This is a genomic window from Ruegeria sp. BJ5, from assembly GCF_056537865.1.
This window is the reverse complement of sequence record NZ_JBQFSH010000001.1, coordinates 1,073,789-1,094,929: the sequence shown is the minus strand read 5'-3', so window position 1 is coordinate 1,094,929 and position 21,141 is coordinate 1,073,789. Positions and strand designations below refer to the sequence as shown.

Here is a 21,141-nt window from a genome sequence, read left to right as displayed (position 1 = left end):
GTTTAAGTGGTCAGCCTTCCCACGCAACAGCGATCACGTGCAGTTGTAACGCGTGTCAGGATGCCCATACTCGGGTCAGGAGCCGGAGGGAGAACGTGATGACCAAAGAGATTGTGCTGATCCACGGGGCGTTTGCCGGGCCGTGGTGCATGGCGGACTATGCGGAGTTCTTCCGCGCCCGTGGCTGGACGGTGCACACCCCGGCGCTGAGGTTCCACGGCGGCGATCCCGCAGCCGAGCCCGATGCGGGTCTGACCGACACCAGCGTAATGGATTATGCCAACGACATTGCCGAATTCGTCCAGGGGTTGGGCAGCAAACCCGTGATCCTCGGGCATGCCATTGCGGGCGTCGTTGCCCAGCAGGTTGCGTCTCGCGGACTGGCCAGCGCCATCGTGTTGATCAACCCGAACGCGGCCTGGGGCACCCTGCCGGAAACCGATGACGAACGCGCCGTGCCGCGCGCCTTAATGGAGGGCGGGGCGTTCTGGAAGCAGCCCATGCGCGTCGATTTCGACCTGATGGCCCCCTTCGCGCTGAACAAAATGCCCGAGGCTCAGCAACATGCCGTGTTCGATCGACTTGGCCCGGAAAGCGGGCGGGTGATGTTCGAGATGTTTTTCTGGATGTTCGACGATCACCACGCGATGAAGGTTGATATCGACAAGGTCGACTGCCCGGTTCTGATCGTTTCAGGCTCGGAAGACAGGGCGGTGAACCCCAACACCTGCCGTGCCTTGGCGAAACTCTATGGCGACCGCGTGACCTTTCTGTCCGCAGAAGGTCACGCGCATTTTCTGTTCATGGAGCCCGGTTGGGAAAAGCCAGGCGCACAGATCGCGGACTGGCTGGACCAGAAGCTGGGCTAGGGGCCGTTCAGGCGTTATTTGCTGACCTGAAACGTGCTCTGCGGCCGCCAACGCAGCACGCCGTCGCTTTCACGGTAACAACGCAACAGGCGTTCCTGCACCGTGCTCACCGTGCTGGTAACGGTGTTGTCACCGACCATCAGCACAAAGGCATCCTCGGAATAGGCCATGCCGTCGTAATAGCAGAACCGGGTCTCGGCCCCGTCGGGAATGGGGGATGCAGTGCTGAGCATCTGCTGCGCGGGGGCTGCCGAGGCGCTCAGGGTCAAGGCCAGCCCGAGGGTCAAAGTTTTCATGTCGTCCTCCCGTTCGGATATCCGTTTTTCAAATTGGGTCTTGGACGCTCGGAACCTCAAAGCTCGTTCTTGGTTGACGGGTTGAGAGTAAGTGTGAACGGGATCAACGGGTTAGGCAAGGGGGGCGTTTGTTGGGCGCTTATGGAGATGTGGAGCTTGCTGGTGGATTTCTCGGGCAAAGCCGCGCTTTGTATACCTAATCAATGGCTGAAAAAATATTTTTTTGTTCAGGCAAGGATGCAAAAAGAGATCGCAGAAGACCCCTACTGCTCAATTATGCCCGCTTTCAAAGCTCGAGGTTCAATACTTCGGTGAGCCCAGACAAAATTTGAGTTATTATTGTCAGACGGTCTCCAACAGTCTTTCTTGGTCCAAAGTCGCTGGTTGAGATTACGGTGTCAATTTCGGTTAAATTCTCGCCTATAAATTCGGACAATAAGTCGCCAGCAAAGTAATATGCATCGGGAGGAGAGGTCGGCGGTTTTTTGCCGATCAGCAGAATATTGTCGAAGTATAATTTAATTGATTCTTTTGCATTTTCACTGGTGCTTTCAGGAAATTGAACAAGGCTGAGCTGATCAGGTAATCTGTCACCGGCATCGAGATGTCCGGCAGTTTCATAATAGTATTTAGAAGCATCCAATATGTCGATTTTGAATTGCTCTAATATTTTCTGTAACATTTGCGTCGTTTCGGCATCCGTGGACTGACCTTCGCTAGACATTCTGTCTAATTCCGCAGATACATACCTAAATTTGCTGATCCCAAACTCAAATTTGCTAGATGCCAGAGTGCTTTTTATTCTTGCATCTTCACTAGCGGATAGAATAACCGCAGATTCGGCAACGGCATTTGTAGGAATAAAGATTAATGCCAAAAGTGCGAAAGTAAAACTTTTCATTTGTCACCTGCAATTTGGTTTAGCAGCGATTACTGCATATTTCAAAGTGTCTTTGAAGTCTTTGTCCCACGGTCTAGATCCGACGAAAGGGCCCCAATAACGGCAATCGACGTCAACTTTTTGAATCACATTTTCCATATCTGCCAAAAAGTAATCCCATTGCTTTTTTTTCAAAAAGCCCATGGCGTACAATTTGTGAAGTGCTTGGTACTCAAGAATCAAGTCTTCAATACGAAATTCTGGTGTATTAATCTTGTGGGACAGCTCTCTTAGTTTTGTCATTTGATCTAACATGATTTGGCTCTGGGCGGTCAGAGTTGATTTGTGTAGTTGCTCAGTTGCAGATTTATTGCCGAAATACAAAGCGAAACAGGCAACAATAGCCGCGGAGACTGTAGCCCAATGAGCAAAATCCTCCACAGAGTTTGATTTAATCAAAATTGTTGGAATTGCACCAACCGCATATCCCCAAAAAAAATATATTAAGGCTTCAGGAATCAATTACTAAGGGCCCTGTGATGTAGTATAACGTAATAAGACTTACGCGTCATTTTAGCACACTAGGAACGCTCAGTTAAGTAAGCTTCAACATCCTCAAACATCCAACTCCTCCACGAACCGCGCGTTCTCTTGAATATATTGGAACCGCAGTTCGGGTTTCTTGCCCATCAGGCGCTCGACCAGGTCTCCGGTCTCGCCGGGTTCGTCCTCGTCGATGGTCACGCGGATCAATTTCCGCGATTTGGGGTCCATCGTGGTTTCTTTCAGGTCCTTGGCGTCCATTTCACCCAGACCCTTGAAGCGTGAGACGTCGATCTTGCCTTTGCCGCCCAGACCTTTTTCCAGCCATTCGTCGCGCTCGGCTTCGTCCAGACAATAGACGCGCTTGGCGCCTTGGGTCAGGCGGTAGAGCGGCGGGCAGGCCAGGTACAGGTGGCCCGCGTCGATCATCGGGCGCATCTGGGTGAAAAAGAAGGTCATCAGCAGCGAGGCGATATGCGCGCCGTCCACGTCGGCGTCGGTCATGATTATGATCTTGTCATAGCGCAAGTCGTCGAGGTTGAACTTGCTGCCCAGCCCGACGCCAAGCGCCTGCGTCAGGTCATTGATCTCGGCGTTGGTGCCCAGTTTCGAGCTTGCCGCGCCCAGTACGTTCAGGATCTTGCCGCGCAGGGGAAGCAGGGCCTGTGTCTTGCGGTCGCGGGCCATCTTGGCCGAGCCGCCGGCCGAGTCGCCCTCGACGATGAATAATTCGGTGCCGTCGCGTGTTGAACTACTACAGTCCACCAACTTGCCGGGAAGACGGAGTTTCTTAGTGGCGGACTTGCGTTGTGTTTCCTTCTCGGCCCGTCGGCGCAGGCGTTCCTCGGCCCGCAGGATGAGGAAGTCCAGAATGGCGCCGGCGGATTTGGTGTCGGCGGCCAGCCAGTTGTCGAAATGGTCGCGGACCGAGTTTTCGACCAGCCGCTGCGCCTCGACCGTGGCAAGACGGTCCTTGGTCTGGCCGACGAATTCGGGTTCACGGATGAAGCACGACACCAGCGCGCAGCCGCCGGTGATCAGGTCATCGCGGGTGATCTGGGCGGCCTTCTTGTTGTTGATCAGTTCACCGTAGGCCTTGATGCCTTTGAGGATCGCGGCCCAGAAGCCTGCAACATGAGTACCGCCTTCGGGCGTGGGAACGGTGTTGCAGTAGGACTGGATGAAGCCATCGCGCGACGGTGTCCAATTGATCGCCCATTCCACTTTGCCGGGGGCGCCGAATTTCTCGTTGAAATCGACGGTTCCGGCGAAGGGCTGCTCGGAATAGGTCGAGGAGCCGTTCATCGTCTCCTTGAGGTAGTCCGACAGGCCGCCGGGGAAGTGGAAGGTGGCCTCGGTGGGCGTCTCGCCGTCGTCGATGGCGGTTTTCCAGCGGATTTCAACGCCCGAGAACAGGTAGGCCTTGGAGCGGATCGATTTGAACAGGCGGGCGGGTTTGAACCGGTGGTGGCCGAAGATTTCGGGGTCGGCGTGGAAGGTGACGGTGGTGCCGCGCCGGTTGGGAGCCGAGCCCACCTTTTCGACCGGACCCAGCGGGATGCCGCGCGAAAAGCGCTGTTCGTACAGCTCCTTGTTGCGGGCCACCTGTACGACCATCGAATCCGACAGCGCGTTGACCACCGAGGCGCCCACGCCGTGCAGACCGCCCGAGGTCTGGTAGGCCTTGCCCGAGAACTTGCCGCCGGCGTGCAGGGTGCACAGGATCACCTCGAGCGCGGATTTGTCGGGGAACTTCGGGTGTGGGTCGATTGGAATACCGCGGCCGTTGTCGCGCACAGTCAGAGAATAATCTTCGTGCAGTTCTACCTCGATACGATTGGCGTGGCCTGCAACGGCCTCGTCCATCGAGTTGTCGAGGATCTCGGCCACCATGTGGTGCAGTGCCCGTTCATCGGTGCCGCCGATATACATGCCGGGGCGTTTGCGCACGGGCTCCAGACCTTCGAGGACCTCGATCGAGGAGGCGTCGTAGGTGGTGGCGGATTCGGGCGTCAACAGGTCGTCGGGCATGGGTGCTGCTCTTGTTTTTGGGTTTGGCCCATTATGGCAGGTGATGTGGGTCGGGGGAAGAGGGACGCGAGGTGTTGTATCAATCTTGCGGTCGGTGGCGGGTTGCAAAACGGGTGGTTTTCCCGCTGAGTTGCGGAAATCGCGGAGGAGCAGGTGATGAGCTGGATCAAGACGATACCATTCGACGAGGCACGCGGTCGGTTGAAGACGCTGTATGACCGGGTCACGGGGCCCGGGAACAATGTGGACAACATCATGATGGTGCATTCCCTGCGTCCACATTCGATGGAAGGTCACATGGCGCTCTACAAGAACGTGCTGCACCATTCGGGAAACTCGGTTCCCAAGTGGTTTCTGGAAGTGCTCGGGGTCTGGGTCAGCTCGCTGAATCGCTGCGGCTATTGTGTCGAGCATCATTTCAGCGGGTTGCAGCGACTCTTGGGCGACGAGCAGCGCGGTTTGGCCATTCGCGTGGCGATCGAGGCAGAAACACCCGAGACGGCGCCGCTGGACCCCGCACAGGTGGCGGCGATGGAATACGCCCGAAAACTGACCGAGAACCCGGCCGACCTGGTGGCGGGGGATATCGACGCGTTGCGATCTGTTGGCTGGGACGATGGTGAGATCCTGGAGATCAATCAGGTCTGCGCCTATTTCTCCTATGCCAACCGCACCGTTCTGGGGCTTGGCTGTTCGACCAAGGGCGACATTCTGGGGTTGTCTCCGAACAATTCGGACAATCCAGATGACTGGGGCCATCGGTGAAAGGCGCTGCCTCCTGCGTCCTTTAGTGCCGGGCGAAGAGTTGGCTTAGTTGTCCTGAACCCAATCGAGAACAGCGTCGGCCACCGCCTGAGGCCTCTGGTGATGCAGCCAATGGTCTGTTCCGTCGATCTGCTTGCGGGTCAGGTTGGGAGCGAACTCCTCCAGCCCATCGGTGCATTCGGGAAGCAAGGCTTTGTCCCGCGGCCCCCACAGAAGCAAATGCGGGCAGCGGACCCTCAGCCTGTCAACGGGCAGTTCCGGCAGGTCCGTGCAGGGCGCGCCCGGCTCAGCCACCACAAGGGGTGAGGCCCGGTACCAGTTCAGCATGGCGTCGAGCCGTCCCGGGCGGGCCCATTCGGTGCGATAGTCGCCCATGCGCGCGTCGCTCATCCAGTCCAGCCCCATGCCGTGCCGGAAGAATTGTTCCAGCTTGGCGAAGTTGTCGGCCGAAAGAAATTCGGCTGCATCGGGCGCGCGCAGGCGGTTGATGTATTGCGAGGCCTCAGATTGTTTGCCACCTGCCGCCAATTCGCGTTGGAACGGGACAGGGTGAACACCGTTGGCGATGATCAGGCGGCTGACCAACTTGGGGTGGAACATGGCAAGACCGTAAGCCACCGAGGCACCCCAATCATGTCCCAGCACAGTGACAGGGCCGCCGAACTGCTCGATCAGCGCGGCCATGTCCGACACCAGCTTGGACAGCGCATAGTTCGAAATACCCTCGGGGGCCCAGCTCTGACCATAGCCACGCTGATCCGGCGCGATGCTGTGAAAGCGGTCCGACAGGTGCGGGGCCAGGTCGGACCACGCGCCGCCATACTCCGGGAAACCGTGTAACATCAAAAGCTTAGGAAGGTCGGAATCGCCCCAGCGGCGGACGAAGAACGGGTGGCCGCTGAGGTCGAAGAATTCGCTGTCCATGCGGGATGTCCCTGACTGAGTGCTCTCTTGCAGAGTTTTCGGAGCCGTCGCCGAAGTCAACTTGATACGGATCAACGCGGAAAAGATGCGAATTTGCTAGGCGTTTCGGCGGACAGTGACACAGGAGAGAGCACATGGACGCAGTGACCCGAAAAAAGACGAACGCAGCCCCCGTGGCCGTCATGGCCAAACCGAACGCGGACACCGAAGCGCCCACTCGCGAAAAGATCCGGCAGGCCTTTGAAAGCGGGGAGTATCCGTATCGCTCGAAACTGTCGCGGGCGGCTTATGAAAAGCAGAAAGCCCAGTTGCAGGCCGAATTGTTGAAGGTGCAGTTGTGGGCGCAGGAGACCGGGCAGAAGTTCGTACTGCTGTTCGAGGGTCGCGACGCTGCCGGCAAGGGCGGCACCATCAAGCGGTTCATGGAGCATCTGAACCCGCGTCAGGCCCGGGTGGTGGCGCTGAACAAGCCGACCTGGGAGGAGAAGGGCCAGTGGTATTACCAGCGCTATATCCAGGAATTGCCCACCGTCGGCGAAATGGTGTTTTATGACCGGTCCTGGTACAACCGGGCCGGAGTCGAGCGGGTGATGGGGTTCTGCACCCCCAACGAGTACCTCGAGTTCATGCGCCAGACGCCCGAGTTGGAGCGCATGATGGTTCGGTCGGGCATCCAGCTTTATAAATACTGGTTCTCGGTGACGCGGGATGAGCAGCTGCGCCGCTTCAAGAGCCGCGAGACCGACCCGCTGAAGCAGTGGAAACTGTCGCCCATCGACAAAGCCAGTCTGGACAAATGGGACGACTATACCGAGGCGAAAGAGGCGATGTTCTTCTATACCGACACCGCCGACGCGCCCTGGACCATCGTCAAGTCGAACGACAAGAAGCGCGCCCGCCTGAACTGCATGCGGCATTTCCTGTCGACGCTGGATTATCCGGACAAGGATCATGACATCGTGGGCCAGCCCGATCCGTTGATCGTGGGGCAGGCGCATCATGTGGTTCACCGGTCGGATCATATTCTTGGTACGGCGATACATCCCGAGGCGCGCGTCACCTGATTGGCCCGACGGGCGTCATCGAGGTCTCGAAATGAAATTTCAGAGATCTCCCCTTGCCCCGGCTCGGGGCCGCGCATATGGCTGGCGGGATGAGAAAGGTCATGACATATCCCGCCCATTTCCGGGCCATTGCAGTGCTGGGGCTGCCGTTGATCGGTGGTCATCTGGCGCAATTCGCCATTGGCCTGACGGATACGATCATGCTGGGCTGGTATGGGGTCGAGGCTCTGGCCGCGGTGACGCTGGCCAGCAGCTTTTACTTTGTTCTGTTTCTTTTCGGAGGCGGATTTGGCCTAGCCGTCATGCCGATGGTCGCGACCGCGGCCGCCGAGGAGGATGAAACCAGCATTCGCCGCAGCACCCGAATGGGCCTGTGGCTGTCGCTGCTGTATGGCATGCTGGTCATGCCGCTGCTGTGGTGGTCCTACCCGATTCTGATCGCCACGGATCAGGATCCGCAAGTGGCGCAAACCGCCTCCGAGTATCTGCAGGTTGCGGGCTGGGGCCTGTTTCCGGCGCTGGTGGTGATGGTTCTAAAATCCTATCTGGCCGCGCTGGAACGCACGCAGATCGTGCTGTGGATCACCGTCGCGGCGGCAGTGGTCAACGGACTTACGAACTATGCGCTGATCTTCGGCAACTGGGGCGCGCCGGAATTGGGCGTGATGGGGGCGGCGATCGCGTCGGTGGTGACGCAGACCGTGTCCCTGGTGGCGGTCATCTTCTACGCGGTGAAGGTCCTGCCGGAACACAGCCTGTTCCAGCGGTTCTGGCGCCCGGATTGGGAGATGTTGCTGAGCGTCCTGAAGCTGGGTGTGCCCATCGGTCTGACCTTGCTGGCCGAAGTGTCTCTGTTCGCCATGTCCGCCTTCATGATGGGATGGATCGGACAGGTGCCGCTGGCGGCGCACGGGATTGCGCTGAACCTGGCCTCGGCCACGTTCATGGTGCATCTGGGCCTGTCGAATGCAGCAACGATCCGGGCCGGCAACGCGTTGGGCCGCAAGGATCGACCGCATCTCGAGAAAGGCGCAATTGCGGTCACGGGCATGTCCCTTGTGGTGTCCGTGCTGACAATCATCCTGTTCCTGACCTGCGCCGAGCCTCTCATCTCGGTATTTGTCGAACCGGACGACCCGCAGCGTCCCCAGATTTTGGCAATCGGGACCGGTCTGCTGGCCATGGCGGCCCTGTTCCAGCTGGTGGACGGCGCGCAGGTAATCGCTCTGGGTCTTCTGCGCGGGTTGCAAGACGCCAAGGTGCCCATGGTTATGGCAGGCCTCAGCTATTGGGTCGTGGGGATCCCCGCATCCTACTACTTTGGTTTCGTGCAAGACATGGCGGGGATTGGAGTCTGGCTTGGCCTTGTTCTGGGTCTGGCCTGTGCGGCGGTCATGCTGATGGGACGGTTCTGGCTGCGATCCATCCGAGTGGTTGGTGCGCCAGCCGCATAGCGACAACCGGCACGTTCAGCCCTTTTCCAGCCGATCGGCCTTTTTGCGCACCAGCACCGTGCGCAAGTCGTGCATCGCCAGCAGCAACCGGTCCGTGATGTCTTCCAGCTGTGTATCGGTCGCCTTGGACTGGGCCCATTGCGTGGTCAGGTTCAGGTGATCGATCGTGCGGTGGATGTCGTCAACGTCGCGCCGCGCAAGCAGGGTTTTGCGTTCGTCCATCCAACGGGCGATTTCGGTTTTGTCGGCTTCGGTCAGGGTACCCTGACCATGCGGCTTGACCTCGCCGTTGCGGATGTTGATCACCGCGATCTGGTCCATTTCGATCCGGCGCTGCCGGTTCTCCGTGTCGATCTTGAACACGACCGCGCCGTTCTCGCGGACGCGAAAGTAATATTCGGGCAGTGCTGCGGACATGTCGAACCTCGGTGTTAGCTCAGGGACGCACAGAACCGCTGGATGCGGGTGCAGGCCTCGGTCAAGGCTTCGTCCGAAGTCGCATAGCTGACGCGGAAATTCGGGGACAGGCCGAAGGCCGCGCCGAATACCACGGCCACATCGGCCTCTTCCAGCAAGGCCGTGGCGAAGGCCTCGTCGCTGTCGATGACCGTACCGGCGGGCGTGGTCTTGCCGATCAGCCCAGCGATCGAGGGGTAGACGTAGAATGCGCCCTCGGGAGTGGGGCAGGTGATGCCGTCAATCTGGTTCAGCATCCCGACCACAAGATCGCGCCGGCGCTTGAAGGTCTCATTGTTCGGGGCAAGGAAGTCTTGGGTGCCGTTCAAGGCCTCGACTGCGGCCCACTGGCTGATCGAACACGGGTTCGACGTGGATTGTGATTGGATCTTGCGCATAGCCGCGATCAGTTCAACAGGGCCTGCGGCATAGCCGATACGCCAGCCGGTCATGGCATAGGCCTTGGAGACACCGTTGCACGTGAGCGTGCGATCATACAGCCCGGGTTCGACTTCGGCTGGCGTGCAGAACTCGAACCCGTCATAGGCCAGGTGTTCATACATGTCGTCCGACATGATCCAGACATGAGGATGCCGCATCAGAACATCGGTCAGAGCCTTGAGTTCAGCGCGGTTGTACCCTGCGCCGGTCGGGTTCGACGGCGAGTTGAAGATGAACCATTTGGTGTTTGGCGTGATTGCGGCTTCCAACTGGTCTGGGGTCAGCTTGAAGCTGTTTTCCAGCGTGGTCTCAACCACGACAGGCGAACCGCCCGCAAGCAGCACCATGTCCGGGTAGCTGACCCAGTAGGGGGCGGGAATGATCACTTCGTCGCCCGGGTTCATCGTCGCCATCAGCGCATTGTACAGCGTCTGCTTGCCACCTGTTCCGACCGAGATCTGTGCTGGCGTGTAGTTAAGCCCGTGGTCACGTTTCATCTTGGCGCAAGCGGCCTGTTTCAGCTCGGGAATGCCGTCCGGCGCGGTGTATTTTGTTTTGCCGGCGGCGATTGCGGCAACGGCTGCGTCCTTGATGTTCTGCGGCGTGTCGAAATCGGGCTCACCTGCGCTGAGGCCGATGACGTCACGTCCAGCGGCCTTCAACTCGGCGGCTTTGGCCGTCATGGCAATGGTCGGCGAAGGTTTGACGCGCGACAGTGTCGCAGACAGAAAGCTCATGGCGGGCCCCGGTTTGTATGTTGCTCAGGACTGTCATAGGGTGCCGCTGAAACACGATCAAGCGATATGCTTTTGAAGAACTGGAGAGTTTGATGAGCGACGAAACCGACTGGTTCGGACCCGAGGCCGCGACATTCGGAGACCGCGTTGCAGGCGCACGCGAAGCCGCCGGCATGACCCAGACCCAACTGGCCCGTCGGCTGGGCGTCAAGAAGTCCACTGTGGTGGCCTGGGAGAATGACCTGTCCGAACCGCGCGCCAACAAGCTGTCGATGATGGCAGGTATGTTGAACGTGTCGATCATGTGGCTGCTGACCGGTGAAGGCGAGGGCATGGACGCTCCGGATGTTGCGGAAGCCGCGGATATGGAGCTGGCGCCGCTGGTCGCGGAGTTGCGCGCCATCCGAGGCGAGATGCGTGCCAGTTCCGAGCGCCTTGCGCGGGTCGAGAAAACGCTGCGGCTGAAGCTGGAGAAAGGCGAATGAACGACATCCGGATCAAGCGGCTGAAGATGCGGTCGATGCGGCGTGGCATCAAGGAAATGGACATCATTCTGTCTGCCTATGCCGACCAGCGGCTTGAGCGGATGTCTGCGGCCGAGTTGGACCTGTACGAAGCTTTGTTGCACGAAAACGATCAGGACCTCTACCAATGGGTAACCGGGCAGGTCGCCGCCCCCGAACACTACGCGAGCATGATCTTCGATATCTCGCAAGTATTTCAAAAGTAATGGGAAAACAGACTTAACTGATTCTTCGGGATTTCGCGTCAAAGTTTCCTGAACGGCGCGATTGAATCGGAGGATCGGATGAGTTTGGAATTGCAGGTCTCCGCACCCGGAACCAAGGGGTTCATGTCCAGCTATCTTGAGGCGCTGGCATTGGTTGAACGTCTGCATCGGTTGCTTCTGGACGTCATCAAGGACGAGTTCGAGCGGGTCGGCGTTCTGGAAATCAATGCGGTGCAGGCGCTGTTGCTGTTCAACATCGGCGACCACGAGGTGACTGCCGGTGAACTCAAAAGCCGCGGCTATTATCAGGGCAGCAATGTCAGCTACAACCTCAAGAAACTGGTCGAAATGGGGTTCATGCATCACCAGAGATGCGAGATTGACCGACGTTCGGTGCGGGTGCGTCTGACGCCTCGGGGACGGGAAATCCGTGACATCGTGGCCGATCTCTTCTCGCGCCACGCCGAAGGGCTGCAGGCCAAGGGTGTCCTGGGCACCGAAGGGATCGAAGAGATTACCAGCGCTTTGCGCCGGGTTGAACGGTACTGGACGGATCAGATCCGGTACATCTACTGACTACCGCCGTTCAATGGCAAAACTTGGGACATGGTAAGCGAATCCAGCTCTCTGATCAGCTTGCGCGTCATCGCGTTTTCGTAGGCTTCAAATCCCAAAGCGGTTTCGACGAAGGCTCCGGGGCCCAGAATGACCCAAGCGTTGTAATAGGCCGACAACTCTCCGATTTGCACATACCGCTTGTCCCCGGTGCTGGGATCATCGGCTCCGATCACAAGCCCGTTGATCGTGATGCCGGTTGCTTGCAGTTGGGCTTTAGCTTCTCTGGGATGGAGGCCGACATTGTGCTTGCCATCTCCTGAGAGGTCCAGCGTCCGCTTCCAGCAGGCGGCTTGGGCATCCAACAAATCAGCCCCGTACTGCATGGCAGACCCCACCGCTGTGCCCTGAGGTGCCGATGACCGACGGGTGGATTGCAGACGTCGCGCAATCCCGGACAAATCGGTCGGGGACCGAATGTCGGTCCAGCCGACCAACAGCCGCTGGAAACCTGCTTCGCTCCATTCGAAAACGGCGATGCGAACGGGGGCTTCGGGATTTGACAGGATCAGCCGTTTCACCTCCGGCCGTTGCAATGCAGCGGCCAAGCCGTCCAATTGAAGTCGGTATTCGTTGCTGTCGACTGAGCCTGAAACATCCAACCCAAGCGCCAGGGCTTGCCGGCATTGAGCAGCGGCCGGGCTGCCCAAGGCCAAACAACACAGAGCCAGCACACGGGTAATCATTCTGCCTTGCGCCCCAACGCGCCGACCTGAAGGCTGGTCAACTCCCGTTCCAGCTTGCGCCGCATGGCGCGTTCAAAATCTTCGAACCCTTGCGCGATCTCCAGAAAGGCGTTTGGCCCATGCAAGACGTTGTTCTCAAAAAACGGGATGAGGAACAGCTCCCCTTCGAAATCCGCCGCATTTATGACCAACCCATTCACGGTTATGCGGTCGAAGGGAAAGTGGCGATAGGCGATCTGCGGACCGTATCCGTCGTTGTTCGAGCCGTCCCCGGACAGGTCAATCGTTTGAAACAGGCATTGCGGAGCCTGCTCCATCAGAGAGGCCCCGAAAGCCAGGGCATATCCCATGGCAGTGGCCGAGCCGCTGTCAGATCTTTGGGACTCGCTCACCTGTTTCGCCGCAACAAGCAGATCAGCCTCGGTCTCGATCAGGCGCCAGGGAAGGACGATGTACTGGGCGTCGCGACCGCTCCACTCATAAACCGTCAGGGCTACGGGCAGCGGCGAGGAAAAGAACGCTTTCCGGACTTCAGGAGCGATCAGGGCTGAAGCCAGGCCCTGCCGCTGCAGGGCGTCTTCTTTGGCGTCGACCGAAACGGAGATGTCCAAAGCAAGCGCCAAGGCCAGCCGGCAGTTTTGGGCCTCAGCAGAGCTGGCCAGAACGGCCAGCCCCAATCCTGTCAGCCAGTGGATCACCAGTGGCCGGTGCTTTCCATGCTGGCCCAAGGTTCGGCCGGGGGCAAGGCATCGCCATTCTGCAGCAGTTCAACCGAAATGTTGTCAGGCGAGCGCACGAACGCCATACGCCCATCGCGGGGAGGGCGGTTGATGACGACGCCATTGTCGGCAAGGTGCTGACAGGTCTCGTAAATGTTGTCGACCCCATAGGCCAGGTGGCCGAAATGGCGGCTGTCGCTTGGCAAACCCTCATCGCCATCCCAGTTCCATGTCAGCTCGATCGGCCTGTCCTCCTGACCCGGAGGGGCCATGAAGATCAGCGAAAACCGCCCTTCCTCGCTGTCGTAACGGCGGGTTTCCTGGAGTCCCAGCAGCTTGTAGAAGGCCATGGATTTTTCCAAATCCTTCACGCGCACCATGGTGTGGAGGTATCTCAGCCCCATCTCGGCGATCCTTTCGGTGTTGATGATTGTGTGCAGCTTAGCGCGCTGCAGGGGCGTGTCGAGGGGGCGGTCGCAGAGAAACCGAAAAATGCGCGACGCAGCACACATATGGCGGTTTCAGTGCTGATGTTGCCGATATATAGTGGTTGGCGACTCATTTCAAAAACGAGGTATGTCCATGCCGCTGTCTGCCGAACAACTGGCCGAGATCGAAGAGCAACGCGCACAAACGCAGTCGACCCGCCGTGTTGTGGCTCCGGGTATGGAACAGCACCTCTACACTGCGCATCCTGTTCTGGACCATGGTTTCGTGCGGGTCATCGACTATATGGGCGATGATGCTGCGATCTGCCAGGCGGCCCGCGTGTCCTACGGCAAAGGTACGAAGTCCGTACAGAATGACGAGGGGTTGATCCGCTATCTGATGCGCCACTGGCATTCGACCCCGTTCGAGATGTGCGAAGTGAAACTGCACGTTAAACTGCCGGTCTTCGTCGCCCGTCAGTGGATCCGCCACCGCACGGCGAACGTGAACGAATACTCTGCCCGCTATTCGATCCTTGACCGGGAATTCTACATTCCCGCGCCGGATCAGCTGGCGGCGCAATCAGCGATCAACAATCAGGGGCGGGGCGAGGCGCTGCAGGGCGAAGAGGCTGCGCGTGTTCTGGACATTCTCAAGGCCGACAGCGCCCGCTGCTATGACAATTACGAAGCGATGATCGGCCAGGATGGCCAGCAGGGTCTGGCGCGCGAACTGGCGCGGATGAACCTGCCGGCAAACATCTACACGCAGTGGTATTGGAAGGTGGACCTGCACAATCTGTTCCACTTCCTGCGCCTGCGGGCAGATCCGCATGCGCAATACGAGATCCGCGTCTATGCCGAAACCATGTGCAAGATCGTGGCCGACTGGGTACCGTTCGCGTACAAGGCGTTCGAAGACTATCGCCTGGGTGCGGTCAACCTGTCGGCGCAGATGGTCGAAGCGCTGCGTCGTATGCTGAAGGGCGAGCAGGTGACGCAGGAAAACTCGGGCATGACTGCGCGCGAATGGCGTGAGTTCGAAGCGGTGATCCGCGAAGGCTGATCGCCACCTGTTCGGATTGTCATGATCCTGTTACACTTTGGGCATGACGTTCAGCTTGATGTTTAGAACTGCAGCGGTCGCTTTGTTGCTGGGCCAGCCAGCGTATGCAAAGTCGCCAATCGCTGAGGTGATCTGCGAGCCCACGGCGCGGATGCATGACAAACTGCGCCACCAATTTGGGGCGCAGCAGACCGCCTCTGGTGTTCGCGGACCCGAGCAGATCATGGAGGTGTGGACCAGCCGTCGCGGTGACTGGACCCTTGTCGTAACCTATGCGACCGGGACGTCCTGCATTGTGGCCATGGGCGACAACTGGACAAACCGCATCGAGACCGACCCGACGCGAGGCTAGACTATCCGGGAAGAGGGTGGACAACGGCCTGTGAATTGGCCGTTGACCTTGTTTCGTCGCACCCGCCAGTTGGCGGGCCCTTTTACAATGGCTTCAAATCAGCCGCCATCTGGCGGCCGTCACGTCCGTCCTGCAACTCGTACGAGACTTTCTGATTGTCGGCGAGTCCGGTCAGGCCGGATCGTTCTACGGCCGAGATATGCACAAACACATCCTTACCCCCTTCATCGGGGGCAATAAAACCATAGCCTTTGGTCGTATTGAACCACTTCACGGTGCCGGTTGGCATTTCCCGTGTCTCCTTCTCCTTGCGCGTCACCCAGCAAATCGGCAGGGCATAGTCAAAGCGACCACAAACCCACGCAGTTCCGAACGAACGAGACGGCGTAAATTGTGTGTTTCGCCTTTTTCAACATTGCACGGTGAAGTAAAAAATCAAGGAATACTGGGTTAACCTATTCGTTTTGCCCGAAATTGCTGCAACGACCGGAGTAGATACACTATGCGCCTTTTTGGCCTGAAGACCTGCGATACCTGCCGTAAGGCACTGAAATCACTTCCTGATGCCGAATTCATCGATGTCCGAGGCGCGGGTGTTCCTTCGGAGGTGTTGGCCAAAGCGTTTGACCAGTTCGGCGAAGCCTTGCTCAACACCCGCTCGACAACCTGGCGTGGATTAGACGACGATCAACGCTCGCGACCGCCGCTGGAACTGCTGGCGGATCATCCTGCCCTGATGAAACGTCCGCTGATCGAATGGGACGGGCACTTGTTCCTGGGCTGGACCCCGCAAACCCGCACAGCCCTTGGCATTGCTTGATCGGGTGACTATCTGAACCGGCGCAACAATCAGGAATACTTCATGCGAAACGCAGCGATGATATTGGGTGTCATTGCCGGTCTGGTCGGAATGATCGTCGGTTTTTTTGGGTACGGGTTTGTCGAGCTTGTGGATCGTTACGGCGAGATCGAGGGGCTCGCAGAACAGGTGGACAACCCCCAGCTTATCAAGACGGCATCGCTTCTGGCGCCGTTGCTGGCGATTGCCGGGGGTGCCATGGCGCATGCGCGTGCTCTGTTGGCCGGTGTGTTGTTGCTGATTTCCGCGGCGGGGATGTACTACGCCTTTGGCTTCGGCGTGTTCACCATGTTCCCGATTGCCTTCGCCGGCGTTGCGGGGCTGCTTGGGATCGCCGCGGGCAAGCCGGACGAACCCAAAGCGCATTTCTAGATCATTTCAGGCGTAGAACCCGGTCGAGCGAGAGCGGGCCCGCGCCGTTGATCACGATCACCACGAACAGGAAGGTCCACATAACCCGCTGATCCATCAGGGTTATGGTGTTGTCGAACAGACCGCCCAGCTTGACCCCGTGCCCGGTGACATCGGTGAAGGTCTGGACCCAGACGAACCCGATCATGCCCAGGGCGGCAAGGCGGGTCAGCAGCCCCACCAGAAGCAATGCAGGCAGGATGAACTCGGCCCAGGTTCCGGCGACGGCAACGGGCCAGGTAAAGAACCCTAGCTGCGAGCTGTCGTAGCCGACGGCCTCCATGGCCTTGGGGAAGATCTGCACATAGGCCCCGTCCGAGGGGAACAGGAACCCGAAAAACCCGCTGCCCAGCTTGGTCATGGCCGAGTTCCAGTAATAGACCAGAAGAACCGCTATGAAAGTCAGCCGCGCCACGGTCGGTGTCAGCCAGTTCGAGGCGTGGTCCAGCTTTCCGAGAACGGAATTGTGCATAGAGATCAGGGCAGTCATGTTTCCGGCCTTTCGATAGTCACTGAAGTAATCGCACTGCCCTGCAGCAGCAGTGCCAGGGTGGCGCCCAGGTCGAACTCGGGCGTCCGGGTGGTGGTTGCCTCGAAGGCCTGACCAATGGTCTGGCCGGCCTGCATGGCGGTGATCCAGTCGAACCCGCCGGGCGGCAGCAGGTGTGGCGACGGGTCAAATTCGGGGCGCGTGATCAGCACGTCCTGCGCGCCGGGCTGGGGCTTTGGCGCGCCGTCTTCGGTGTTGAACCGCCAGATGGCGTGGATGGGCCAGTCGGACCGGATCAGCTGCATGGTTGGGGCAAAGCCCAGCCGCGCCTGCATCAGGTCTTCGGGCGGCAGGGCGGCCAGCGCGTCGGGCGTGATCGGTTGGCTGTCGGCGGCGTGGTAGGACCGGCGCAAGGCCAGTTCCAGCCGCGCCACGTCGGGCAGATAGCCAAGATGCGCCAGTTGTTCGGTGTCGGCGAGGAATTCGGGGAAGTTCTCGCCATAGAACATCATCAGCGGAGAGCTAGGCGGGTGCTGACGCAGGTAGATTCCGGCCAGGCCGTCCATGTTCTGCGGACCCAGCAGCTTGGTTATGACCGGAAAGGCCTGATGCATGGCTTCGGTCAGAGACACGGCCACGTTGTTGCGGTAGACGCTGAAGCGGCGTCCGGCGGGGCGGGCCTGATCGTCCAGCAACCCCTCGGGCACGGGGGCCGTCGGGTCCAGCAGGGCCGCCCGGAACTCTGATTGCGAAACGCTCATGCCGGGATCCGGTCCAGCGCGGATTGCGCGCGTTCGGCCTCGGAGCGCAAGGTGGGCCAGTCGGGCACGTCGTTGTCCCATTCGATCAGCACGGGTTTGGGGCCTGACTGGTCGAGCACATAGTCCAGCAACGCCCAGACCGGATCGACGACGGCGCGGCCGTGGCTGTCGATCAGCAGGGGTTGGCCGTGATCGTCCTGATCCTCGTCATGGCCCCCCAGGTGGATCTCGCCAACCTGGTCCAGAGGGTAGGCGTCGATATAGGCCTGCGGGCTGTAATTCAGATTGGTGGCCGAGACGAAGACGTTGTTGACGTCCAGCAGCAGGCCACATCCAGTCCGGCGCGTGATCTCGCGCAAGAAGTCGGGTTCGGACCACGTGCTTTCAGCAAAAGCGAGATAGCTGGAAGGGTTTTCCAGCAGCATCTGCCGGCCCACCGTCTCCTGTACCTGATCGATATGATCGCAGATGCGGGTCAGTGTGGCGTCGGTATAGGGCAGGGGCAGCAGATCGTTCAGGAACTGGCTGTCATGGGTGGACCATGCCAGATGCTCCGAAAAGCTGGCCGGGTTCAGCCAGCCCACAAGATGCTTCAGGCGGGCCAGGTGCTCGGCGTCCAGCGGCCCTTCGCCACCGATGGACAGGCCCACGCCGTGCACCGAAATGGGAAACCGTTCGGACAGGTGGCGCAGCTGCGCCAGCGGTCGACCGCCGTCGCCCATGTAGTTTTCGGCGTGAATTTCCAGCCAGCCGACCGGGCCGGGCTGGTCAAGGATCTCGGTGTAGTGCTGCGGCTTGTAGCCGACCCCGGGCGCGGCGGGCAGCCGTTGCATTCTGCGGGCGTCATCCAACATCGCGTGATCCTTCTCAGCAAGAAACAGGGCGGGCTGTTTGGTTTAGCCCGCCCCTGACATTCCTTCCCGTGCCTTATGCCGGCAGATCGCGTTCCAGCGGCTCGAGCGAGCCTTTGCGGGGCGTTCCGTCCGCGGATTTGGGCAGCTCGATGTCGGCGCAAGTGCCCGCATCGACCAACGTCCAGGCGTTGCCTTGGTAGTCCACAGTCGAGGTACCGGCACATGTGGTGCCCGGACCGGCAGCGCAGTCATTCTGGCCTGCCAGCGATACGCCATAGCATTTTTCTTTGGCCTGAGCGGCGGCGGTGGTTGCAGAGCCCGCAACAGCTGCGGCAACGGCGCTTGCGATTACGAGGGTTTTGGCGGTGTTCGACATCTCAGGTAATCCTTTTCGTGATTGCGTATGTCTGCTTGTGACAGTGACAAAGGTAACGGCTGACACTGCTCTGTTGAATTCACGAGCCCGTGTCTCACGGCTGTGTCAGCGAGCGTTAATGCCCCTTGCAAGTTAACACACTGTTATAAATTAGGAAATCCAGAAATGTTTCATTCCGGCCCCGTGCTGGGGGCCGGATCGGCGGCAAGACTGTGCCGATTGTTACAGAAGATCAGGGGGCGTGGCCGCGTGCGCCAGCTCTTTTGTTACAGCGTCAAGCGGCTGGACCTGGGTCTGCTTCTCGCCAAGGCGGCGCACACTGACGGTGCGCTCCTCGACCTCGCGGTGGCCGACGGCCAGGATCACTGGCACCTTGCCGACCGAATGTTCGCGGACCTTGTAGTTGATCTTCTCGTTGCGGATGTCGGCCTCGGCCCGGACACCGGCAGCCTTGAGCGTTTCGACCACTTCCAGAACATAGTCATCGGCCTCGGAGGTGATCGAGGCCACGACGACCTGGCGCGGCGCCAGCCAGAAAGGAAGTTTGCCGGCGTGTTCTTCGATCAGGATGCCGATGAACCGTTCGAACGATCCCAGGCAGGCGCGGTGCAGCATCACCGGACGGTGTTTGGCACCATCGGCGCCGATATAGGTGGCGTCCAGCCGTTCGGGCAGGACGAAATCCACCTGGAAGGTGCCGCATTGCCAGTCACGCCCGATCGCGTCGGTCAGGACGAATTCCAGTTTCGGCCCATAGAAGGCACCTTCGCCGGGGTTCAGTTCCGGCTCGACCCCTGCTGCGCGGGTGGCGGTCAGCAGGGCCTCTTCGGCCTTGTCCCAGACCTCGTCCGAGCCGGCGCGCTGTTCGGGGCGGTCCGAGAATTTGACCTTGAAACTGTCAAAGCCCAGATCCTTGTAGACATCGGTCAGAAACCCGATGAAGCGGGCACATTCGTCGCCGATCTGGTCCTCGGTCGAGAAGATATGCGCGTCGTCCTGGGCAAAGCCGCGGACCCGCATGATGCCATGCAGCGCGCCCGAGGGTTCGTAGCGCGCGCAGGATCCGAACTCGGCCATGCGCAGCGGCAGGTCGCGATAGGATTTCAGGCCCTGCTTGAAGATTTCCACGTGGCAGGGACAGTTCATCGGCTTGAGCGCGTTCACGGCCTTTTCGCGGGCGTGTTCCTCGTCAACTTCGACGATGAACATGTTTTCCTGGTACTTGTCCCAGTGGCCCGAGCGTTCCCAAAGCTTGCGGTCGACCACCTGCGGGGTGTTGACCTCGACATAGCCGCCTCGGTGCTGGGCACGCCGCATATAGTCCTGCAGCGTGGTGTAGATGGTCCAGCCGTTGGGGTGCCAGAAGATCTGGCCAGGGGCCTCTTCCTGCATGTGGAACAGGTCCATCTCGCGGCCCAGCTTGCGGTGGTCGCGCTTGGCGGCCTCTTCCAGCATGTGCAGGTGCGCCTTCAGCTTTTCCTTGCCGGTGAAGGCCACGCCGTAGATGCGTTGCAGCATCGGGCGGTTGCTGTCGCCGCGCCAGTAGGCGCCGGCGATCGACATCAGCTTGAAGGCGTCACCGGGCAGTTGGCCGGTATGCTGCAGGTGCGGACCGCGGCACAGGTCCTGCCAGTGGCCGTGCCAATACATGCGCACCGGCTCGTCACCCGGGATCGCCTCGATCAGCTCGACCTTGTAGGGCTCGTTGTTGGCCTTGTAGAACGCGATGGCACGCTCGCGGTCCCAGATCTCGGTGGTGACGGGATCGCGCTTGTTGATGATCTCTTTCATCTTTTTTTCGATGAGGCCGAGATCTTCGGGCGTGAAGGGTTCCGAGCGGTCAAAGTCGTAGTACCAGCCGTTTTCGATGACCGGGCCGATGGTGACCTTGGTGTCAGGCCAGATTTCCTGCACCGCGCGGGCCATCACGTGGGCAAAGTCGTGGCGGATCAGTTCGTTGGCCTGGGCCTCGTCCTTCATCGTATGGAGAGCGATTTCGGCATCCTGTTCGATGGGCCACTGCAGGTCCCAGTGCTGGCCGTTGACGGTGGCCGAGATGGCCTTTTTCGCCAGCGAGGTGGAGATGTCGGCCGCGACCTCGGCCGGCGTAACGCCTGCCGCGTAGGATCGGGAATTGCCATCGGGGAAGGTAAGAGAGACGGATTTTGAATCCAAGGCCATGGTCTGGCTCTCCTCGTCGGTTTGGCGCCCACTGAACGCCCGGTTGCGGGTTATGGTGTCGGGTCCGTTTGGCAGTTGGTGGTGTCCGTGTCAAGCGTTGGCGGGCAGAGGGCTCTGCTCCTGGCGTGCCGCGGGATATCTGCCTCCAGATGA

The 21,141-nt window shown here is 59.6% G+C and carries 27 protein-coding genes; 11 read left to right on the top strand and 16 right to left on the bottom strand.

All coding sequences use genetic code 11. The features are described 5' to 3' along the window. Positions 1–98: 98 nt before the first annotated feature. Entirely contained in the window at positions 99–869 is a 771-nt protein-coding gene (locus tag ACR0NY_RS05505; RefSeq protein WP_170368740.1) for an alpha/beta hydrolase, read from the top strand. Positions 870–883: 14 nt separating this feature from the next. On the opposite strand, the gene ACR0NY_RS05500 is transcribed toward ACR0NY_RS05505, so the two are convergent. From ACR0NY_RS05500 to parE, 4 genes are all read right to left on the bottom strand, one after another. Continuing rightward, positions 884–1,165, bottom strand: coding sequence for a DUF1496 domain-containing protein (locus ACR0NY_RS05500; protein WP_170368739.1), 282 nt, complete (start codon positions 1,163–1,165; stop codon positions 884–886). A 286-nt stretch (positions 1,166–1,451) separates the two neighbouring features. Next, a complete protein-coding gene (locus ACR0NY_RS05495) occupies positions 1,452–2,066 on the bottom strand; it encodes a hypothetical protein (protein ID WP_170368738.1) in 615 nt (204 codons plus the stop codon). Between the two features lie 3 nt (positions 2,067–2,069). Continuing rightward, positions 2,070–2,567 (bottom strand): hypothetical protein, encoded by a 498-nt coding sequence (locus tag ACR0NY_RS05490; RefSeq protein ID WP_170368737.1) that lies wholly within the window; start codon positions 2,565–2,567, stop codon positions 2,070–2,072. Positions 2,568–2,660: 93 nt separating this feature from the next. Then, positions 2,661–4,619 (bottom strand): DNA topoisomerase IV subunit B, encoded by a 1,959-nt coding sequence (gene parE / locus ACR0NY_RS05485; protein WP_170368736.1) that lies wholly within the window; start codon positions 4,617–4,619, stop codon positions 2,661–2,663. A gap of 156 nt (positions 4,620–4,775) precedes the next feature. On the opposite strand from parE, the gene ACR0NY_RS05480 reads away from it, so the two are divergent. Next, positions 4,776–5,384, top strand: a complete 609-nt coding sequence (locus tag ACR0NY_RS05480) for a carboxymuconolactone decarboxylase family protein (protein WP_170368735.1) — start codon at positions 4,776–4,778, stop codon at positions 5,382–5,384. Between the two features lie 45 nt (positions 5,385–5,429). Here the strand turns inward: ACR0NY_RS05480 and ACR0NY_RS05475 are convergent, their stop codons facing one another. Continuing rightward, positions 5,430–6,308, bottom strand: coding sequence for an alpha/beta fold hydrolase (locus tag ACR0NY_RS05475; RefSeq protein ID WP_170368734.1), 879 nt, complete (start codon positions 6,306–6,308; stop codon positions 5,430–5,432). Positions 6,309–6,442: 134 nt separating this feature from the next. Between ACR0NY_RS05475 and ppk2 the strand changes: the two genes are divergently transcribed. Next, on the top strand, positions 6,443–7,372 hold the full coding sequence (ppk2, locus tag ACR0NY_RS05470; RefSeq protein ID WP_170337789.1) for a polyphosphate kinase 2: 930 nt from the start codon (positions 6,443–6,445) through the stop codon (positions 7,370–7,372). A 101-nt stretch (positions 7,373–7,473) separates the two neighbouring features. Then, a complete protein-coding gene (locus ACR0NY_RS05465) occupies positions 7,474–8,826 on the top strand; it encodes an MATE family efflux transporter (RefSeq protein WP_170337791.1) in 1,353 nt (450 codons plus the stop codon). Positions 8,827–8,841: 15 nt separating this feature from the next. On the opposite strand, the gene ACR0NY_RS05460 is transcribed toward ACR0NY_RS05465, so the two are convergent. Together ACR0NY_RS05460 and ACR0NY_RS05455 are read right to left on the bottom strand one after the other, a co-directional pair. Further along, positions 8,842–9,243, bottom strand: coding sequence for a hypothetical protein (locus ACR0NY_RS05460; protein ID WP_170337793.1), 402 nt, complete (start codon positions 9,241–9,243; stop codon positions 8,842–8,844). 14 nt (positions 9,244–9,257) lie between these two features. Continuing rightward, positions 9,258–10,460, bottom strand: a complete 1,203-nt coding sequence (locus tag ACR0NY_RS05455; protein ID WP_170368733.1) for a pyridoxal phosphate-dependent aminotransferase — start codon at positions 10,458–10,460, stop codon at positions 9,258–9,260. A gap of 92 nt (positions 10,461–10,552) precedes the next feature. On the opposite strand from ACR0NY_RS05455, the gene ACR0NY_RS05450 reads away from it, so the two are divergent. The 3 genes from ACR0NY_RS05450 (at position 10,553) to ACR0NY_RS05440 (ending at position 11,766) form a co-directional block, all read left to right on the top strand. Continuing rightward, on the top strand, positions 10,553–10,945 hold the full coding sequence (locus tag ACR0NY_RS05450; protein ID WP_170337797.1) for a helix-turn-helix domain-containing protein: 393 nt from the start codon (positions 10,553–10,555) through the stop codon (positions 10,943–10,945). Then, positions 10,942–11,190 (top strand): succinate dehydrogenase assembly factor 2, encoded by a 249-nt coding sequence (locus tag ACR0NY_RS05445; protein WP_170337799.1) that lies wholly within the window; start codon positions 10,942–10,944, stop codon positions 11,188–11,190. The genes ACR0NY_RS05450 and ACR0NY_RS05445 overlap by 4 nt, the downstream gene beginning before the upstream one ends. A 78-nt stretch (positions 11,191–11,268) precedes the next feature. Then, on the top strand, positions 11,269–11,766 hold the full coding sequence (locus ACR0NY_RS05440) for a MarR family winged helix-turn-helix transcriptional regulator (RefSeq protein ID WP_093962569.1): 498 nt from the start codon (positions 11,269–11,271) through the stop codon (positions 11,764–11,766). On the opposite strand, the gene ACR0NY_RS05435 is transcribed toward ACR0NY_RS05440, so the two are convergent. From ACR0NY_RS05435 to ACR0NY_RS05425, 3 genes are read right to left on the bottom strand one after another with little or no spacing between them, the layout of a single operon-like run. After that, entirely contained in the window at positions 11,760–12,491 is a 732-nt protein-coding gene (locus tag ACR0NY_RS05435; protein WP_170368732.1) for a DUF1194 domain-containing protein, read from the bottom strand. The two genes, ACR0NY_RS05440 and ACR0NY_RS05435, sit on opposite strands and share 7 nt — an antisense overlap. Then, positions 12,488–13,189, bottom strand: a complete 702-nt coding sequence (locus tag ACR0NY_RS05430; RefSeq protein ID WP_170368731.1) for a DUF1194 domain-containing protein — start codon at positions 13,187–13,189, stop codon at positions 12,488–12,490. Before ACR0NY_RS05430 ends, ACR0NY_RS05435 begins: the two co-directional genes overlap by 4 nt. Further along, a complete protein-coding gene (locus ACR0NY_RS05425) occupies positions 13,186–13,614 on the bottom strand; it encodes a VOC family protein (protein ID WP_170337804.1) in 429 nt (142 codons plus the stop codon). The genes ACR0NY_RS05430 and ACR0NY_RS05425 overlap by 4 nt, the downstream gene beginning before the upstream one ends. A gap of 178 nt (positions 13,615–13,792) precedes the next feature. On the opposite strand from ACR0NY_RS05425, the gene thyX reads away from it, so the two are divergent. Then, a complete protein-coding gene (gene thyX / locus ACR0NY_RS05420) occupies positions 13,793–14,704 on the top strand; it encodes an FAD-dependent thymidylate synthase (protein WP_093962566.1) in 912 nt (303 codons plus the stop codon). 58 nt (positions 14,705–14,762) lie between these two features. After that, entirely contained in the window at positions 14,763–15,056 is a 294-nt protein-coding gene (locus ACR0NY_RS05415; protein ID WP_170337808.1) for a hypothetical protein, read from the top strand. 82 nt (positions 15,057–15,138) lie between these two features. On the opposite strand, the gene ACR0NY_RS05410 is transcribed toward ACR0NY_RS05415, so the two are convergent. Beyond that, positions 15,139–15,345, bottom strand: coding sequence for a cold-shock protein (locus ACR0NY_RS05410; protein ID WP_008758035.1), 207 nt, complete (start codon positions 15,343–15,345; stop codon positions 15,139–15,141). 213 nt (positions 15,346–15,558) lie between these two features. Between ACR0NY_RS05410 and ACR0NY_RS05405 the strand changes: the two genes are divergently transcribed. Next, a complete protein-coding gene (locus ACR0NY_RS05405) occupies positions 15,559–15,876 on the top strand; it encodes an ArsC/Spx/MgsR family protein (RefSeq protein WP_170337810.1) in 318 nt (105 codons plus the stop codon). Positions 15,877–15,918: 42 nt separating this feature from the next. Further along, positions 15,919–16,287, top strand: coding sequence for a hypothetical protein (locus ACR0NY_RS05400; RefSeq protein ID WP_170337812.1), 369 nt, complete (start codon positions 15,919–15,921; stop codon positions 16,285–16,287). A gap of 1 nt (position 16,288) precedes the next feature. Here the strand turns inward: ACR0NY_RS05400 and ACR0NY_RS05395 are convergent, their stop codons facing one another. From ACR0NY_RS05395 to thrS, 5 genes are all read right to left on the bottom strand, one after another. Then, a complete protein-coding gene (locus ACR0NY_RS05395; RefSeq protein ID WP_093962563.1) occupies positions 16,289–16,816 on the bottom strand; it encodes a DoxX family membrane protein in 528 nt (175 codons plus the stop codon). Then, positions 16,813–17,577, bottom strand: coding sequence for an HvfC/BufC N-terminal domain-containing protein (locus ACR0NY_RS05390; RefSeq protein WP_170337813.1), 765 nt, complete (start codon positions 17,575–17,577; stop codon positions 16,813–16,815). The genes ACR0NY_RS05395 and ACR0NY_RS05390 overlap by 4 nt, the downstream gene beginning before the upstream one ends. Beyond that, the gene (bufB, locus tag ACR0NY_RS05385) at positions 17,574–18,431 is read right to left on the bottom strand and encodes an MNIO family bufferin maturase (protein ID WP_093962561.1); all 858 of its coding nucleotides are present in this window, start codon (positions 18,429–18,431) and stop codon (positions 17,574–17,576) included. The genes ACR0NY_RS05390 and bufB overlap by 4 nt, the downstream gene beginning before the upstream one ends. A gap of 73 nt (positions 18,432–18,504) precedes the next feature. Further along, positions 18,505–18,807: a BufA1 family periplasmic bufferin-type metallophore gene (locus ACR0NY_RS05380; RefSeq protein ID WP_005982123.1), complete on the bottom strand. Its 303-nt coding sequence runs from the start codon at positions 18,805–18,807 to the stop codon at positions 18,505–18,507. A gap of 222 nt (positions 18,808–19,029) precedes the next feature. After that, positions 19,030–20,988: a threonine--tRNA ligase gene (gene thrS, locus ACR0NY_RS05375; RefSeq protein WP_170337815.1), complete on the bottom strand. Its 1,959-nt coding sequence runs from the start codon at positions 20,986–20,988 to the stop codon at positions 19,030–19,032. Positions 20,989–21,141: the final 153 nt, after the last annotated feature.